The organism is Paraburkholderia sp. PAMB 6770 (assembly GCF_057748135.1).
The window spans coordinates 1,101,322-1,117,083 of sequence record NZ_CM173238.1; the positions used below are offsets into that span (position 1 = coordinate 1,101,322).

Genomic DNA, 15,762 nt, shown 5'->3' on the forward strand with positions numbered 1-15,762 from the left:
TCAGCCGACCTGCGCGACGACGGGCGCGTGGTCGGACGGCTGCTCCCATTTGCGCGGGGTCTTGTCGACTTCACACAGCGTGCAGGTTCCGGCCAGGGCTTTCGACAGCAGGATGTGGTCGATGCGCAGGCCGGCGTTGCGGCGAAACGCGAGCATCCGGTAGTCCCACCACGAGAAGGCCTTTTCGGGCTGCTCGAACAGACGGAACGCATCGACGAGCCCGAGCCCGATCAGTGCGGAGAAGGCCGCCCGTTCTTCCGGCGACACGAGGTTCTGGCCTTCCCAGGCTTTCGGGTCGTGCACATCGCGGTCTTCGGGGGCGATGTTGTAGTCGCCGAGCAGCGCGAGCTTCGGATGCTGTGCGAGTTCGCGCGCAATCCAGGTGTGCAGCGCGTCGAGCCAGCGCAGCTTGTAGGCGAACTTGTCGGTGCCCGGCGCCTGGCCGTTGGGGAAGTATGCGCAGATGACGCGCACGCCGTCGATTGTCGCGGCGATCACGCGCTGCTGCGGGTCGTCGAAGTCGGGGATGTTGCGCGACACGCTGCTTTCGTCGACCGCGAGGCCTTCGCGCACGAGGATGCCAACGCCGTTATACGTTTTCTGGCCCGCGAACCAGCTGCGATAGCCTTTGGCCTCGAATTCCGCGCGCGGAAATTTCTCATCCGGCAGTTTCAGTTCCTGCAGGCAAAGCACGTCGATGTGGTTCGTGTCGAGCCAGTCGAACACGTGCTGCTGACGGACCTTCAGCGAATTGACGTTCCAGGTGGCGATTTTCATGTGAGGGGTAACGATATGGGGTTAATGCAGAATGCTACTTTGCGCGGCGGATGATATCCGTATCGCGGTATGCATGCCCATGCGCAGTGGCCCGTCACTCGTGACCCGCATGCCACGCCTACCCGGTGCCGCACGGCGCTGCATTTGACGCGTATATGATACCGGGCTGCCACGGCGGCGGGCGCAGAAAGACCCGGCGCAGCCTTGGCGCAGGCACGGTACGGGCGGGCTCCGGCCTCCGTGTTCGAAGCGCGTGGCGTTCCGTTTCGCCGATGCCGCGCCTGACTGTCTTGCGCGGGGCGGCGTGATCCGGATCGCCGCGCATCAGCAGGCGCGTTTCCGCTGCAGCGACTGTCCCGCTTGCGCGATCACCTGACCGAGCACCGCCAGTTGCCCGTCGACCTCGTCCTGCGAGACGTCGAACAGGTGAAAGACGCCCATGCCTCGCAGGCTCGCGAAGACAAAGCCGGCGAACACCTCGGGATTGGGGTGGTGGGCTCCGATCTCCGGGAAGCACGACACGAACCGGGCAAAGAAGAGGGGATCGGACCGCGCACGGTTGGCGTCGATACGCGCAAAGAGCTCGGGCGACGCTTTGCAGCCGAAGAACAGACTCCATGCAGCAACGTAGCTCGGCGCACCGTAGATCGTCTGCCACGCGAGGCGAACAAACTCGCGCGCCCGTTCCTCCAGAGGCAGTGCAGCGGGAGGCCAGACTACGCCATCGTCCGATAGCGGCGCCATCACTTCGTCGATGAGCCGTTCCATCAACACCTGGCGATTCGAAAAATGATGCTGCAACGCGCCCAGCGTTACTTTCGCTCCTCGCGCAATCTCCTGAAGATTCGTCGCGCGAAAGCCCTTTTTATGCAGCAGGCGCATCGCTGACTGGACGATACGTTTGCGCGTCGCATCGCTGCGTTCTTCCTGCGTGCGGCGCGGAAGGGCGCGCCTCGTCCCGGATTTGGGTAGGGTGCTCATGGTGGTGGTGAAGTCTCGTGCGCCTGAAGTTTATTACAGCTCCCAACGGAAGAGGGCCGGGTCCATCCGCAGGGTATACCAGAAACAAGTAACATTAAATTTTTATTGTTATGTGTCTGCGTCGTCCCTATACTTCGTCCATCGGGTTCTGGACGACACGATGGACGACATGAAGCGTCGTCGCCGGTGTTCGGTCGCCAATTAAAACAATTAAGTATTATTGTTTGTATATGGATTCATGCTCTAACCGGGCCGGATGGACCAAGGAGAAATCATGCAAGACCGCAGTGCAAGCGCAGACAAGCTCAGGCGCCGCCTCGATAACCGGCATATCCAGTTGATCGCGCTTGGCGGCACCATCGGAACCGGACTGTTTCTCGGGTCGGCTGGCGTGCTGGAACTCGCCGGCCCATCCATGGTATTGGGCTATGCCATCGCCGGGTGCGTCGCATTCCTGATCATGCGTTTCCTCGGCGAAATGCTGGTCGAGGATCCGGTCTCGTCTTCGTTCAGCCATTTTGCCAAGCATTACTGGGGAGAATTCGCGGGTTTCTTCGCCGGCTGGAACTGCTGTGTGCTCTACATCCTTGTCGGAATGCTGGAACTCACCGCGGCGGGGAAGTTCGTCCAGTTCTGGTGGCCGTCGGTGCCGACGTGGGTCACGGCGGCCGTCTTCTTTGCAGTCATCAATGCGATGAACTTTGTCCATGTCAGGCTGTACGGCGAGACGGAGTTCTGGTTTTCGATGATCAAGATCGCAGCGGTGGTCGGCATGATCGTCCTCGGGCTTTTCCTGCTTGTCACGGGCAAAGGCGGGGACGAGTCAGGGGTGAGCAACCTGTGGCGCGCCGGCGGGTTCTTTCCAAACGGCGTACACGGGCTGGTGATGGCGATGGCCTTCATCGTGTTCTCGTTCGGAGGCCTTGAAATGCTGGGCTTCACGGCCGCGGAAACGGCCGCGCCGAAGGTAACGATCCCGAAGGCGATCAATCAGGTCATTTTCCGTGTCCTGATCTTTTATGTCGGGTCGATGCTCATCCTGCTCTGCCTCACCCCGTGGACACATTTGCTGGCCTCGCTGAAATCGGGCGGCGACACGTACAACCACAGTCCCTTCGTGATGATCTTCGCCGTGCTGGGCGACAAACCGGCAGCGGATGTTCTCAACTTCATCATCCTGACGGCCGCGCTGTCCGTCTACAACGGCATGGTGTACTGCACTAGCCGGTTGCTTCATGGCATGGCGAGGCAGGGACACGCACCGCGCGGCCTGATGAAGGTCAATCGTCGCGGTGTACCGACGGCGGCCATCCTGCTGCCTGGCGGATTCACGGCGCTGTGCATCGTCCTCAACTATGTCCTGCCGGACGGCGCGATCGAACTGCTTATCTCGTTGACCGTTGCCGGTCTGATTTTCAGCTGGGCGATCATCATCATCACGCACGCGAGGTTTGTTCGTGCGATGAAGGCGAGCGGCAGGACGAGCGCGTTCAAGGCGATCGCCAGTCCTCTCAGCAATTACGGCTGCCTCGCGTTTCTGATGGCCGTCGTCGTCATTATGTTGCTGACACCACAGATCCGTGTTTCGGCATATGCGATGCCAGTCTGGCTGCTGGTCGTCTACGTCGCGTATCGGGCGTCCCGAGGCAGCCGCGACAGTGCCGCGCGCGCAGAGCCGTCCGGCACGCGGCCTGCCGCACGTTGACCGGCTGCATCCAGGTATCCACGTTTGCTTTCAAGAGAGAGTCATGTTCAACGCCGTCGATCATCAGCCGTCCGATTATCTGTTCACATTCGAATGCCCCGACCGGCTCGGCATTCTGGCGAAGGTGTCCAGTCTTCTTTTCGAACAGGGCGCCTTCGTCACGGAGTCGTTTCACTATGGCGATCCCGAAACGAAGAAGTTCTTCGCGCGCATGGTGTTCAACGATGGCGTTCTGAGCGCGCCGATCGAAGCGCTGCGCCAGCGGCTCTCGGAACTGGGCGAGGAACTGAACATGGCATTCACGCTGCGTCGCGCAGACTATCGCCCGCGCGTGCTCATTGCCGTGTCGAAGTACGATCACTGCCTGAACCTGCTGCTCACGAAGTGGCGCTCCGGGGCGCTCGCGATCGAGATCGTGGGCGTCGTGTCCAATCATGACGATTGCCGAAGCCTCGTCGAGTGGTATGGCGTGCCGTTTCATCATCTCCCCGTCACGCCGGACACAAAGCCGCAGCAGGAAGCGCAGATCCTCGGCATCTTTGCCGACACGGGCGCGGAGCTCCTGGTACTCGCCCGGTACATGCAGATCCTGTCGGACGACATGAGCCGCAAGCTCGAAGGTTGCGCGATCAACATTCATCATTCGTTCCTGCCCGGATTCAAGGGTGCGCGTCCGTATCACCAGGCCCACGACAGAGGGGTCAAAGTGATCGGCGCCACGGCGCATTTCGTCACGGGCGATCTGGACGAGGGGCCGATCATCGCGCAGGAAGTCAAGGCGATCGACCATTCCTATACGGCGGCGGACATGGTACTGGTGGGTCACGATACCGAGGCTGTTGCCCTTTCGACGGCGGTGCGTCTGTTCAGCGAAGGCAGGATCTTCATGAACGGTCAACGTACCGTTGTGCTGTAAATCAGAACGCGCAAGAGGTCGTGGTTGGAACACTATTCATTCTGGTCGCTCGCAAGGCATGCGCTGACAGGCCATCGAAACTGGACGCCGGCATGGCACGATCGCGAGCCGAAGTCGCGATATGACGTCGTTGTCATAGGCGGTGGCGGGCAAGGGCTTGCCACGGCCTATTACCTTGCGAAGAACCACGGCATCACCCGTGTCGCGGTTCTGGAAAAGGGCTGGCTGGGCGGCGGCAACACAGGGCGGAATACGACCGCCATCCGTTCGAACTACTTCTACCCCGAGAGTACGAATTTCTTCGAACGGTCGCTGCAACTCTACGAGGGCCTGAGCAAGGAACTGAACTACAACATCATGCTGAGCCAGCATGGTGCGCTGACGCTCGCGCACAGCCCGCACCAGATGGACGGCCTTGAGCGGTGGTCGAACTCGATACAGTTACAGGGGATCGACGCCGAGATGCTCGACCTGAAGCAGATCCGCGATTTCATGCCGGTTCTGGATACGCGCCCGACGGCGCGCTTTCCCATCCATGGCGGCTTTATCCAGCGACGTGCGGGTGTCGCACGTCATGACGCGGTCGCCTGGGGATATGCGCGAGGCGCGGACAACCTTGGGGTCGACATCATCCAGAACTGCGAGGTCACGGGCCTACGCACCAGCGGCAACCGCGTGCGGGGCGTCGAGACGAAGTACGGATACATCGAGGCCGACAAGGTTGTGATCGCCGTGGCGGGCCACTCGTCGGTGCTTGCAGGCATGGCGGGATTTTCACTGCCGGTCACCAGTGTCGCGCTCCAGGCGATGGTCAGCGAGCCGATCAAGCCGGTCCTCGCGGGGCTGGTCGTTTCGCCCGTCGTGCACTGTTACGTCAGCCAGTCGGATCGCGGCGAGATTCTTGTCGGCGGTCGCGCCGATGCCTATCCGTCGTACGGGCAGCGCGGCACGTTGCCGGCGCTCGAAGAAACATTGAGCGCGACGCTCAGCCTTTTTCCCACATTCAGCCGTCTCAAGCTGATGCGGCAGTGGGCGGGGATCGTGGATATCTCTCCCGATTCCAGCCCGATTCTGGGCAAGACGCCGGTGACCGCGCTCTACATCAGTACGGGATGGGGAACGGGCGGCTTCAAGGCGATTCCCGTCGGCGGCGAGACGCTGGCCTACACGGTGGCCCACGACCGGCCGCATGAACTTGTCGAGCCGTTTGGAATGGAGCGCTTCGCATCCGGCCGGTTTGTCAACGAGGCCGCCGCGGCCGGCGTCGATCATTAAGCGAGGGCGAACATGTTACGCATTCCATGTCCATACTGCGGCAGCACGCGCGATGAGGACGAATTCACATTCGGAGGACCGTATGCGCGCACACGTCCCGATGAACCGCACACGCTCTCCGACGAACAGTGGGCAGACTATCTCTTTTCAAGGGAAAACCTTCGCGGCGCGGCGATCGAGCGGTGGCGGCACACCTTTGGCTGCCGTCAATGGTTTGGCATCGAACGCGATACCGTGAGTCATGCGCTGGTCCGTGTTTTCACGTTCGCGCATGAACCGCGCTGCGGCGCGCACGGGTCGCAGGAAACGAGGAGTCGTCATGAGGCCGCCTGAACGGGTACCGGTATTCGGCAGACCGGACAACGAGTCCCGCGTCGAGGTGCGGTTCTGGTTCGACGGGCGATCGTATGCAGGCCGGGAAGGCGATACGCTTGCCGCCGCACTGCTCGCGAACGGAATCGATATCGTTGGCCGAAGCTTCAAGCTTCACCGGCCGCGCGGCATAGTGGGAAGCCATGTCGAGGAGCCGAATGGTCTCGTGCAACTGGAGTCGGGCGAATTTGACGAGCCCAATGTCCGTGCAACGATGATGCCGCTGTATCCCGAGCTACGTGCGGCGAGCCAGAACGCCTGGCCCAATGCCCGCAACGACGTTCTCGGGGTCATGGACCGCTTTTCCCGACTTCTGCCGGCGTCGTTCTATTACAAGTCGATGATGTGGCCGAGCTGGCATTTCTACGAGCGGTTCGTGCGTCCGGTCGCCGGGCTCGGAAAGGCGCCGGCGGTGCGCGATGCGCAGAAATATCATAAGCGCAATGCGCATTGCGATCTTCTGATCGTCGGCGGCGGCCCGGCCGGCCTCGCCGCCGCTCTGGCGGCCGGGCAGGCGGGACTACGCGTTCTCGTGATGGACGACAGGGAACAGTTCGGCGGAAGCCTTCTGGCCGAGCGTTTCACGATCGGCGGGGTACCCGGTCCGCACTGGGTGGAGGACACGCTTCACCGGCTCGCTCAATTGCCGAACGTGCAACTGGTGCCTCGCACGAATGTGAGCGGGTACTATGAAAATAACGTTCTTGTAGCGGCCGAGCGGGTGCGCAATCATCTCGGCCCGGACGGGCAGGGCGGAAAGCTGCGTGAGCGGCTGTGGAGGATTCGCGCGCGATCCGTCATTCTCGCGACGGGCGCGATCGAACGGCCGCTCGTTTTCGCAAACAATGACCGCCCCGGCATCATGCTTGCCTCCGCGGTACGGATGTACGTGAACCGCTTTGGCGTCGTTCCCGGTTCCCGCGTGGTGATCGCCACCAACCATGACGATGCGTATCGCACGGCGCTAGACCTTCGGACCGTCGGGGTGAGCCATATCGCGGTCGTGGACACGCGCGCGACCGTGTCCGATGAACTGATCCGGCGCCTGAATGAACAGGGAATCGACCATTTCGTCGGCTACGCAGTGCGCGACGTCGCGGGAACCCGCCGGATCCGCGCAGTGAAGATTTCACGGCACCTCGGCGACGGCAGGCTCGCTGAAGCGGAGCGCACGCTGGATTGCGACCTGCTGGCGATGTCGAGCGGATGGACCCCCACGATCCATCTGTTCAGCCAGGCGGGCGGAACCCTCGAATACAGCGCCGCACTCGCTTGTCTGGTGCCGCGGTCATGCTCGCAGTCCGTTCGCGTCGTCGGCGCAGCGAACGGTGCATTTACACTCGCGGAATGCCTCGATGAGGGCGACAACGCGGGCCGGGCTGCGACGGCCCAACTCGGCGGTGCCGTTCAGGCGCCGCGCCTGCTCCCCGTCCTGCTCGATACCGGTTATGACTCGTCGAGTATCGAACCGTACTGGTACACACGGAATGCGCCGACCGACCGGCAATGGCTCGATTTCCAGTACGACGTCAAGGTCTCGGACATTGAAGTGGCGATGCGTGAAAACTTCGTCTCGGTCGAGCACGTCAAGCGGTACACCACGGGCGGCATGAGTGTCGACCAGGGTAAGTCGAGCAACTTCAACATTCTCGCGGTGATGGCGGCGTTGAGCGGCCGATCCATCATGGAGGTTGGCACGACGCGCTTTCGTCCCCCGTACCAGCCGGTGACGATCGGCGCTTTCGCGGGCAGCACAGTCGGCGAGATGTATGCACCATGGCAGACCTTGCCCGCTCACGCCTGTCATGTCGCAGCGGGGGCGCATTTCGGCGATTATGGATGGCAAAGGCCGGAGTGTTACCCGCGGGGCGACGAAGGCGTCGCCGAGGCGACGCGGCGGGAAGTTCTCGCGGTGCGCAACGGCGTCGGGATGTTCGACGGATCGCCGCTGGGCAAGATCGAGGTCAGAGGTCCCGACGCCGCAACGTTTCTCAACCGGGTGTATGTCAATAACCTTGCGAGCCTGAAGCCGGGCTTTGCGCGGTACGCGGTGCTTGCAAACGAAAACGGCGTGATGATCGACGATGGCGTGATCGTCAGGCTGGCGGACGATCACTATCTCGTCCATGCAACGAGCGGCGCGGTCGCCCGGGTGTTTCTTCTGCTTGAAGAATACCTTCAGTGCGAATGGCCCGAGCTCCGTGTGTTCGTGAATAACGTCACCACACAGTGGGCCAACGTAACGGTATCCGGTCCGACATCGCGCGAAGTCCTTCAGCGGATCGAGTCGGATATCGACTTCTCCGCGCAGCGTTTTGCACATATGCAGTTCCGTACGGGCCGGTTTGCGGGCGTGCCGGCGCGGGTGCTGCGAGCGAGCTTCACGGGCGAAGTGACCTACGAAATATCCGTTCCCGCGCGATATGCCGCTTCTCTGTGGGAGCAAATCGCACGGGTGGGCGCGCCTTTGGGCATCACGCCATACGGTATCGAAGCCCTTGAGGTGATGCGGACGGAGAAGGGCTATCTTCACGTGGGGGCCGATACGGACGGCAACTCGAATCCATACGACATTGGCTGGGCGGCGCTCATCGAGAAGAAGACGGATGACTTCATCGGTCGTCGCTCGCTTCAGCGACCCGCCGACAAGGCCACAGCCCGTCTTCAACTGGTTGGCCTCGAATCGGTCGATCCGGCGATGCCGTTGCCGGTGGGGGGGCATTTTATCGACGAGGCGGTGACGCGGATTCCCGCGACATCCAGGGGGTATGTGACGTCGGCCTGTATGAGTCCGATGCTGGGCAAAGCGATCGGGCTCGGCATTTTGCAAAACGGGACTTCTCGCATGGGCGAAATCGTGAACATCTATGCGAAGGGCGCCGTCACATCGGCCCGGGTTGTTCCAACGGCGCACTTCGACCCGAAAGGAGAGCGGCTCAATGGATAAGCTCGTTGCACGTTCAACACTGTCACAGGGGCTGGTCGATAAGAATGCCTTTCCGGTCATATTCGATCGTCTGAAAATCTTCGAGATGCCGCTCGAAGGCCTCGTTCGCGTGCAGGGCGTATCGTCTGACCCGTCGTTCGGCGCCGCCATCGAGAAAGCACTCGGCGTTGTCCTTCCTGCTGCGGAACGTATCTCGCTCGATGCCGCGATTGCGCTCGCATGGGTCAATCCGAACGAGTATCTGTGCTTTTGTTCGCTGGGCGAGGAAGCGCGCTACGTTTCCTCCCTTGAAGAGGGGCTCGTCGGGAAGCAGGCGAACGTCACGCTGGTCTCCGATAGCCGCATCGGCTTGCTGATTTCCGGTGAGGACGCGGCGGCCTTCCTCGCGAAAGGATGTTCGATCGATCTGCATCCGTCGTCGTTCGGAGCCGGTTGCGCAGTGACGACCCGGTTTGCCGGGTTGCCCGCGATGCTCGTATGTCGGCGACCCGGCGTCTTTGCGCTGTACGTCGACGTCGGTTACATCCAGTACGTACTAAGATGGGTCATCGACGCGGCCGACGAATTTTCCGGGAATGAGGCATCGAGCCGTTATTCCTAGTCTCCAGGGGCGATTGCCCACGTTCCTTTCCCCCGGACCAACCGGGGGATTTTTTTTGGTTCATCGCAGAAACGGTGGAGCGTCAGGGAGCCATTGCCTTAACCGGAGGTCATCGTTGTGGGGCGCACCAGGCGTTCAGGGGGCAGGGTTGCGCGATGGGCGCATCTTGTCATCACCCGTCAGGGCTGCGCATTGAGACTTGCGGGGGCGCAATGACCGGTCGATGTGCCCGGTCATTGCATTCAGAAGAGATCCGGAACGGTGAGCGGTGCGACCCGACGGCTGTGCTGCGATGGGCGCGGCGGCTCGCCTCTGCGACGTGATGCGCAGAGGCGAGGCTCAGGGCCGGCTGGTCAGAACCTGTGCCGAATGCCGACACGCACCGCTGTCTGGATATCCGTTGAGGACGGATCGCCGTAGGCGGCCTGAGCCTGGGCGCCGAAACCGTGATCGTGTGCAAGCGCCCCCACGATGTACACATCCGTCTGTTTCGACAGGAGGTAGTCCGCGCTCAGCGTGAACTGGTTTGCACTACCGATCCCGTTGTTGCGTTGCTGGAATTGATAGCCCGCGCCCAGCGAAACGTCGGGCACAAGAAGGTAGGTGGCGCCGCCTTCATACGTGGTAGCCCGCTGTCGGGTACCGCTGCTGAGCTGCACGTCTGTGACCAGGGCAAAGAGCCGTGCGCGACCGATATTATAGGCGGTGCCGCCGGCGTATTCCGTCGAGTTCGCCGTGCCTGTCGCATTATGGATCGACATATATGCAACGGACGCACTGAACGGTCCGTGCTCATAATCGACGATGAAGTTGCTTGAACTGTCCGTGCCGAGGGAGCCCGCGACGTTGCCAAAGCCCCACATGGCACCGAACGTAAGCCCGCCGATAGTGGGTGACAGATACTTCACGGAGTTGTTGACCTCGTCGCCCCAGACCCGGTTATCGAGCACATACCCGCCCGCCGCGTACGCGGGCAGACTCCAGGCCAGCAATCCCGCAGGCGTTTGTGCGCCAATGGCGTAAGCCGGCATGAAATCGCCGATGAAGTCGTATTGCCGGCCGAGTGTCAGTGTTCCCCACGCGCTGCTTACGCCGACGAACGCCTGGCGTCCGAATTCCAGGCCGCCCTGGCCGAGTTGGCCATTGCTCAGTTCAAAGCCGTTCTCGAGGACGAAAATGGCTTTCATTCCGCCACCGAGGTCTTCCGAACCTTTGAGTCCCCAGCGGTCGCCTTGCGACGACCCGGAGGTGAACTGAACGGAGGCTCCGTGGCCGGACGAACCCGTTACGTTATTGGTGTAGGTGATACCTGCGTCCATCAAGCCATATAGCGTTACCGATGACTGTGCGAATGCCGATCCACTGCATAACATTGCGGCAGCAAAGAATTTGTATTTCATTTAGGTCTCCAAACCTAACAAGGCAAACCGATTCGGGAAATCTCGTGGGAAGCCGGACTTATTTCAGGGAAACCGTTTTCATGGGCACATACTTCCCGTCTTTGACTTCGTAAAGCGTGACGTTTGCCGCCCGGAGATCGCCGTTGGCATCGAATGAGATGCGGCCGGTGACGCCGTCGAAGTCCACCTTTTTCATCGCAGGAAGATAGTCCGCGGGCACCGTCGAGTTCGCAATCTTCATCGCGTTGATCAAGGCCCAGGTGGCGTCGTACGCGTAGGGTGCATAGAGCACGACCGCTCCGTATTTCTGGAATTTCTTTTCAAACAGCTTCCCGTTGGGCATCGTCTCGAGGGGTTGCCCGGATTCGGCGGAGACCGTTCCTTCCGCCGCGGCGGGGCCCGCGAGTTTGATGAAGTTGTCGGTTGAGATCGAGGACCCGACCAGAGGGATATCCAGGGCGAGGTTCGACATCTGTCGGCGAAGCGGACCGGCCTGTGCGTCGACGCCCCCATAGAAGACGGCCTGCGGGTCTTTCGACTTGACCGCGGTCAAAATCCCCTTGAAATCGATCGTCTTGTCGGTCACGTATTCCCGATCGACGATGTCGACGCCCGCCGCCTTCAGCTTGCTGACGACAACGTCGGCAAGGCCTTGCCCGTACGAAGTGCGATCGTCGATGACCGCGACCCGCTTGAAACCCTTTGTCTTCGCGATGTACTGCGCCACGACCCGGCCGACGTAGCTGTCGTCGCCGATGACCCGGAAAGCCGTCGGAAAGCCCTGGCGGGTAAACATGGGATTGGTCGCCGAGGGCGAGACCTGCGGGATCCCGGCGTCCGCATAAATTCTGGACGCTGCCACAGTGGCGCCGGAGTTGAGATGCCCGACTACGCCATTGACTTTCTCATCCACGAATTTTTGCGCGACTGACACCGCGGTTTTGGGATCGGCCGCGTCGTCCTCGGGGTCGAGGACAAAATGCACGGGCGTTCCGTTGATCCTGATGTCGTCCGCGTTGGCCTCGCTGATGGCCAGTCGCGCGCCATTCTCGGCGTCTTTGCCGACGTGGGCGACCTCGCCGGTGAGTGGGCCGCTGAAGCCGATCGTGACCGTCTGGTCGGCATACGCACTACCTGCTGCCAAAACCAGGCAGGCCAGGGGTGCCACGCTCTTTCTTGACACATGCATAGGATTACCTCATGAAGGTGGGATCAAAAGCCTGTCCGCGCCGGACTCGCCGAAGCGGTCACGCATCGCTTCCCGCGAACGGATTTAATGGACAGAACTGTACGTAAGATAGATTGTTCAAAAACAACGGGCAATCTCTTTCTGTTTTTCGCAACATAGTGGTTTACGCTCGACCTCGAATTTCGTGGCGATCCTTCTGCATGTGTGCAGGGGATGGGGCGTCATGCGATGGGCACGCGTACGTTCGAGTGGAGAGATGACGTCCGGGAGGTGTCGTTCCAGTCCTCGATATAATGGTCAGACATGTCCATTTGTCGAGACACTTGAAGTTCGGCGACGTGGCCGGCCGATCGCACCTGCCGGCGCAGGCGGAGCGATGATTCGATGGTGCTATCCTGTCGGCCGGGGCAACTTATCGCGAAACGGAATGCGGCCGAAATCAGTAGCTAAAGAGCAGACTCGAAGGATGACCAAGGCGGCGCGCCCGGTCGTCGACCGCACGGTATGGCTCGAGGCCGCGCGCGCGATTCTGGTCGACCAGGGGGTCGACGCCGTCAAGGTCGAGCCGCTGGCTGCCATGCTGGAAATCAGCCGGAGCAGTTTCTACTGGCATTTCAAGAATCGTCAGGATCTCCTGCATGCGCTGATTGAGTATTGGACGGAGGTGAACGACCATGCGCTCAGGGCGCTGGTGGAGCCGCACGAGTCCGATTCGAGGGAACGCGACAAGCTTGCGAAATCCCGTCTTCGCCGCCTGGTGTTGCTCTTCATCGACGAGCGCCAGTTCTCGTCGGAATTCGATATGGCGATGCGCGAATGGGCGCGCAAGGATCCTGTCGTCGAGAAAGAGGTGGCCCGGATCGACAGGCAACGGATTGCGCATCTTCAGAAAATCTTTCAGGACATTGGCCATTCCAGAGCAGACAGTCTGATCCGGGCCAAGATCCTCTACTTTCATCAGCTTGGCTACTACCTGACCGGCATCAAGGAGAGCGACGAAGTGCGAAAGCGCGTCGCGCCGCGGTATCTCGAAGTGCTCAGCGGCATCAAGCTGTAAGCGCCGCACACCCGGCGCCGTCCTGCAGGGCGGCGCTCACGGAATCATATCCGTCCTGCACCTGTTCCTGAGGGTCACAGTTCCCTCGCGTCTGTTTCGCACCTCGATCGACGCCATCACTACGGGCGCACGCAGGAGCGCGCGGAGGGCTCGTTCGATGAAGTCCTCACACCCAGGGTGGCCGGCGCTGACCAGCGCGTTACGCATGATGTCGTAATCGACGACTGCCGCGAGGTCGTCCCCTTGCGCGTCGGCGTCCCGATAGCGCACAAAAATCTCGACGTTCACGCTGACCGCATCGGTACAGTCCGCTGGCACCGGGTAACGCCAGTTGCGCAGAAAGAGCCGCCTGCACCCCAGTGCAAGCCGCGTTTCATGAGCATTCATCATTCCCTCGTCGTTTGAAGGGGGCACGAAAAATTCCTCAAACATGTACATAAGTGTACATGATTTACGAGGCATTCACGTGTCCTTCATCCATATCCTGCACCAGCGAAATTTTCAGGAGTCTGGTCCAAGGAGAGAAGAATTCCTGAATTAGTACGACAAATTTGGCGAGCCGGCCTTGGCTCGCCTCGACGGACCACGACTTCGTCGGGCGCAATATTTTCTCTTGACGTCATGTACAGATATGTACATTATTGCCGGGATGCCACGGCTTGAACCTGTCGTGGTCGATGCGACGGATGGAGTCGGAAATGGGTAACGGAAACGTGATTGACGGTGTGGCGGTCTCCCGCCGATTGCGGGAGACGCTGGAGCAAAGGGTTTCGGTGTTGGCGCGGAGCGGGCGAACCCCCGGTCTCGCGGTGGTGCTGGTCGGGGATGATCCTGCCAGTGCGGTGTACGTGCGCAACAAGATCAAGGCGTGCGAGCAGCACGGTCTGCATTCCACGTTCGACCATTTGCCGTCGAGCGTGTCCGAGCGCGCGTTGCTTGAACGGATACGGCAGTTGAACCATGACCCGAAGGTCCATGGCATTCTCGTTCAACTGCCTTTGCCTGGGCACATCGACAGCCACAAGGTCGTGGAGGCGATTGCCATTGAGAAGGACGTCGACGGATTTCACGTGGCCAATGCGGGCGCCCTGATGACGGGGCGCCCGCTGTTCCGGCCGTGCACGCCGTATGGCGTCATGAAGCTTCTCGAAGCGTATGACGTTCCCGTCAACGGCCAGCATGCTGTTGTGATCGGTCGCTCCAATATCGTCGGCAAACCGATGGCGCTGCTTCTGCTCGAGGCCGGCGCCACCGTCACCCTCTGTCACAGCAAGACGGCCGATCTCGGTTTCCATACGCGAGCGGCGGACATCGTCGTCGCTGCCGTCGGGAAGCGGAACATCGTGACCGCAGAAATGATCAGGCCGGGGGCTACCGTGATCGACGTGGGGGTGAACCGGAATGACCAGGGCAAGCTCTGCGGCGACGTCGACTTCGACGGCGTCAGCCGTATCGCAGGGCTCGTTACACCCGTTCCGGGTGGGGTCGGCCCGATGACCATCACGATGTTGCTTGCTAACACGCTGGCGTCGGCCGAGCGCGCAGCGAACGGCTTCGCGGCTGCTGGCATCGATCACTCACCCCGCTTGGCCGGGCGCGCGTGAGCGTCCCCAGCGTCTTTCTGGTTGGAGTCCGAGCATGAACTGCCCGATGGGTCATGGATCGTCTGCTGCCCCCGATGTGGACGGGGCCGCCTGGCATGACGCCAAAATGGATTTTTCCGGATCCATGAGTTACGGAGATTATCTGGGCCTGAACGAGATCCTGAATGCCCAGCGTCCCAGATCGCCGGACCATAACGAAATGCTCTTTATCGTGCAGCATCAGACGTCCGAGCTCTGGATGAAGCTCATGCTTCACGAACTGCAAGGGGCGTTGATCTGCGTTCGCGAGGACCGCTTGCCGCCCGCGTTCAAGATGCTGGCCCGGGTTTCCCGCATCATGGATCAACTGGTTCATGCGTGGAATGTCCTCGCTACGATGACGCCGCCCGAATATAGCGCGATGCGTCCCTACCTGGGGGCGTCCTCGGGGTTCCAGTCATACCAGTACCGGCAGATCGAATTTATGCTCGGAAACAGGAATGCGGCGATGCTGGGTCCGCATGCGCACCGTCCGGAACATCTCGCACAGGTTCAGTCGGCGCTTGAGGTTCCCTCGTTCTATGAGGAGGTCATCCGGGCGATGGTCCGGCGGGGACTCCCGGTGGATGCCGCACGCCTCACGGTCGACGTGACGGTTGCGACCCGGTACGACGCCTCCGTCGAGGCGGCATGGATGCAGGTTTATCGCCATACCGGCGAGTACTGGGATTTGTATCAACTCGGCGAAAAGCTTGTCGACATCGAAGACTCATTCAGGCAGTGGCGCTTTCGCCACCTCACCACGGTGGAGCGCGTGATCGGATTCAGGCGTGGAACCGGCGGTACCGAAGGGGTCGGATATCTGCGAAAAATGCTCGATACCGTGCTATTTCCGGAACTGTGGAAGCTTCGCACCGGATTGTGACGCCAGGGCTCGCCCGGACTGCAGCCTCTCCGAA

General features: G+C 61.1%; 14 protein-coding genes. 9 read left to right on the plus strand and 5 right to left on the minus strand.

Features of this window, described 5'->3' with window-relative positions:
* Together xth and AC3AP7_RS05135 are read right to left on the minus strand one after the other, a co-directional pair.
* Entirely contained in the window at positions 1-777 is a 777-nt protein-coding gene (gene xth, locus AC3AP7_RS05130) for an exodeoxyribonuclease III (RefSeq protein ID WP_475764735.1), read from the minus strand.
* Between the two features lie 324 nt (positions 778-1,101).
* Positions 1,102-1,758 carry a TetR/AcrR family transcriptional regulator gene (locus AC3AP7_RS05135; RefSeq protein WP_475764734.1) on the minus strand — a complete coding sequence of 219 codons (657 nt, stop codon included), beginning with the start codon at positions 1,756-1,758 and terminating at the stop codon, positions 1,102-1,104.
* A gap of 274 nt (positions 1,759-2,032) precedes the next feature.
* Between AC3AP7_RS05135 and AC3AP7_RS05140 the strand changes: the two genes are divergently transcribed.
* From AC3AP7_RS05140 to AC3AP7_RS05165, 6 genes are read left to right on the plus strand one after another with little or no spacing between them, the layout of a single operon-like run.
* A complete protein-coding gene (locus AC3AP7_RS05140) occupies positions 2,033-3,463 on the plus strand; it encodes an amino acid permease (RefSeq protein ID WP_475764733.1) in 1,431 nt (476 codons plus the stop codon).
* 43 nt (positions 3,464-3,506) lie between these two features.
* Complete coding sequence (gene purU, locus AC3AP7_RS05145; RefSeq protein WP_475764732.1) at positions 3,507-4,379, plus strand: formyltetrahydrofolate deformylase; 873 nt, start codon at positions 3,507-3,509, stop codon at positions 4,377-4,379.
* A gap of 24 nt (positions 4,380-4,403) precedes the next feature.
* Positions 4,404-5,654 carry a sarcosine oxidase subunit beta family protein gene (locus tag AC3AP7_RS05150; protein WP_475764731.1) on the plus strand — a complete coding sequence of 417 codons (1,251 nt, stop codon included), beginning with the start codon at positions 4,404-4,406 and terminating at the stop codon, positions 5,652-5,654.
* A gap of 12 nt (positions 5,655-5,666) precedes the next feature.
* Positions 5,667-5,987, plus strand: a complete 321-nt coding sequence (locus AC3AP7_RS05155) for a sarcosine oxidase subunit delta (protein WP_475764730.1) — start codon at positions 5,667-5,669, stop codon at positions 5,985-5,987.
* Positions 5,974-8,973 (plus strand): sarcosine oxidase subunit alpha family protein, encoded by a 3,000-nt coding sequence (locus tag AC3AP7_RS05160; protein WP_475764729.1) that lies wholly within the window; start codon positions 5,974-5,976, stop codon positions 8,971-8,973. The genes AC3AP7_RS05155 and AC3AP7_RS05160 overlap by 14 nt, the downstream gene beginning before the upstream one ends.
* Positions 8,966-9,574, plus strand: coding sequence for a sarcosine oxidase subunit gamma (locus tag AC3AP7_RS05165; RefSeq protein ID WP_475764728.1), 609 nt, complete (start codon positions 8,966-8,968; stop codon positions 9,572-9,574). The genes AC3AP7_RS05160 and AC3AP7_RS05165 overlap by 8 nt, the downstream gene beginning before the upstream one ends.
* A gap of 353 nt (positions 9,575-9,927) precedes the next feature.
* Here AC3AP7_RS05165 and AC3AP7_RS05170 read toward each other — a convergent pair whose 3' ends face one another.
* A complete protein-coding gene (locus AC3AP7_RS05170) occupies positions 9,928-10,974 on the minus strand; it encodes a porin (protein ID WP_475764727.1) in 1,047 nt (348 codons plus the stop codon).
* Positions 10,975-11,032: 58 nt separating this feature from the next.
* The gene (locus AC3AP7_RS05175; RefSeq protein WP_475764726.1) at positions 11,033-12,142 is read right to left on the minus strand and encodes a branched-chain amino acid ABC transporter substrate-binding protein; all 1,110 of its coding nucleotides are present in this window, start codon (positions 12,140-12,142) and stop codon (positions 11,033-11,035) included.
* A 487-nt stretch (positions 12,143-12,629) separates the two neighbouring features.
* On the opposite strand from AC3AP7_RS05175, the gene AC3AP7_RS05180 reads away from it, so the two are divergent.
* Positions 12,630-13,220 (plus strand): TetR/AcrR family transcriptional regulator, encoded by a 591-nt coding sequence (locus AC3AP7_RS05180; protein WP_475764725.1) that lies wholly within the window; start codon positions 12,630-12,632, stop codon positions 13,218-13,220.
* 36 nt (positions 13,221-13,256) lie between these two features.
* Here AC3AP7_RS05180 and AC3AP7_RS05185 read toward each other — a convergent pair whose 3' ends face one another.
* A complete protein-coding gene (locus AC3AP7_RS05185; protein WP_475764724.1) occupies positions 13,257-13,652 on the minus strand; it encodes a hypothetical protein in 396 nt (131 codons plus the stop codon).
* 266 nt (positions 13,653-13,918) lie between these two features.
* On the opposite strand from AC3AP7_RS05185, the gene folD reads away from it, so the two are divergent.
* Together folD and kynA are read left to right on the plus strand one after the other, a co-directional pair.
* Positions 13,919-14,824, plus strand: coding sequence for a bifunctional methylenetetrahydrofolate dehydrogenase/methenyltetrahydrofolate cyclohydrolase FolD (folD, locus tag AC3AP7_RS05190; protein ID WP_475764723.1), 906 nt, complete (start codon positions 13,919-13,921; stop codon positions 14,822-14,824).
* Between the two features lie 34 nt (positions 14,825-14,858).
* Positions 14,859-15,728 (plus strand): tryptophan 2,3-dioxygenase, encoded by an 870-nt coding sequence (kynA, locus tag AC3AP7_RS05195; protein ID WP_475764722.1) that lies wholly within the window; start codon positions 14,859-14,861, stop codon positions 15,726-15,728.
* The last annotated feature ends 34 nt before the right edge of the window (positions 15,729-15,762 follow it).

Coding starts and splice junctions, on each gene's coding strand:
- xth (WP_475764735.1), bottom strand. CDS start 777: ATGAAAATCGCCACCTGGAACGTCAATTCGCTGAAGGTCCGTCAGCAG.
- AC3AP7_RS05160 (WP_475764729.1), top strand. CDS start 5,974: ATGAGGCCGCCTGAACGGGTACCGGTATTCGGCAGACCGGACAACGAG.
- AC3AP7_RS05170 (WP_475764727.1), bottom strand. CDS start 10,974: ATGAAATACAAATTCTTTGCTGCCGCAATGTTATGCAGTGGATCGGCA.
- folD (WP_475764723.1), top strand. CDS start 13,919: ATGGGTAACGGAAACGTGATTGACGGTGTGGCGGTCTCCCGCCGATTG.
- AC3AP7_RS05155 (WP_475764730.1), top strand. CDS start 5,667: ATGTTACGCATTCCATGTCCATACTGCGGCAGCACGCGCGATGAGGAC.
- AC3AP7_RS05185 (WP_475764724.1), bottom strand. CDS start 13,652: ATGTTTGAGGAATTTTTCGTGCCCCCTTCAAACGACGAGGGAATGATG.
- kynA (WP_475764722.1), top strand. CDS start 14,859: ATGAACTGCCCGATGGGTCATGGATCGTCTGCTGCCCCCGATGTGGAC.
- AC3AP7_RS05140 (WP_475764733.1), top strand. CDS start 2,033: ATGCAAGACCGCAGTGCAAGCGCAGACAAGCTCAGGCGCCGCCTCGAT.
- AC3AP7_RS05180 (WP_475764725.1), top strand. CDS start 12,630: ATGACCAAGGCGGCGCGCCCGGTCGTCGACCGCACGGTATGGCTCGAG.
- AC3AP7_RS05135 (WP_475764734.1), bottom strand. CDS start 1,758: ATGAGCACCCTACCCAAATCCGGGACGAGGCGCGCCCTTCCGCGCCGC.
- purU (WP_475764732.1), top strand. CDS start 3,507: ATGTTCAACGCCGTCGATCATCAGCCGTCCGATTATCTGTTCACATTC.
- AC3AP7_RS05165 (WP_475764728.1), top strand. CDS start 8,966: ATGGATAAGCTCGTTGCACGTTCAACACTGTCACAGGGGCTGGTCGAT.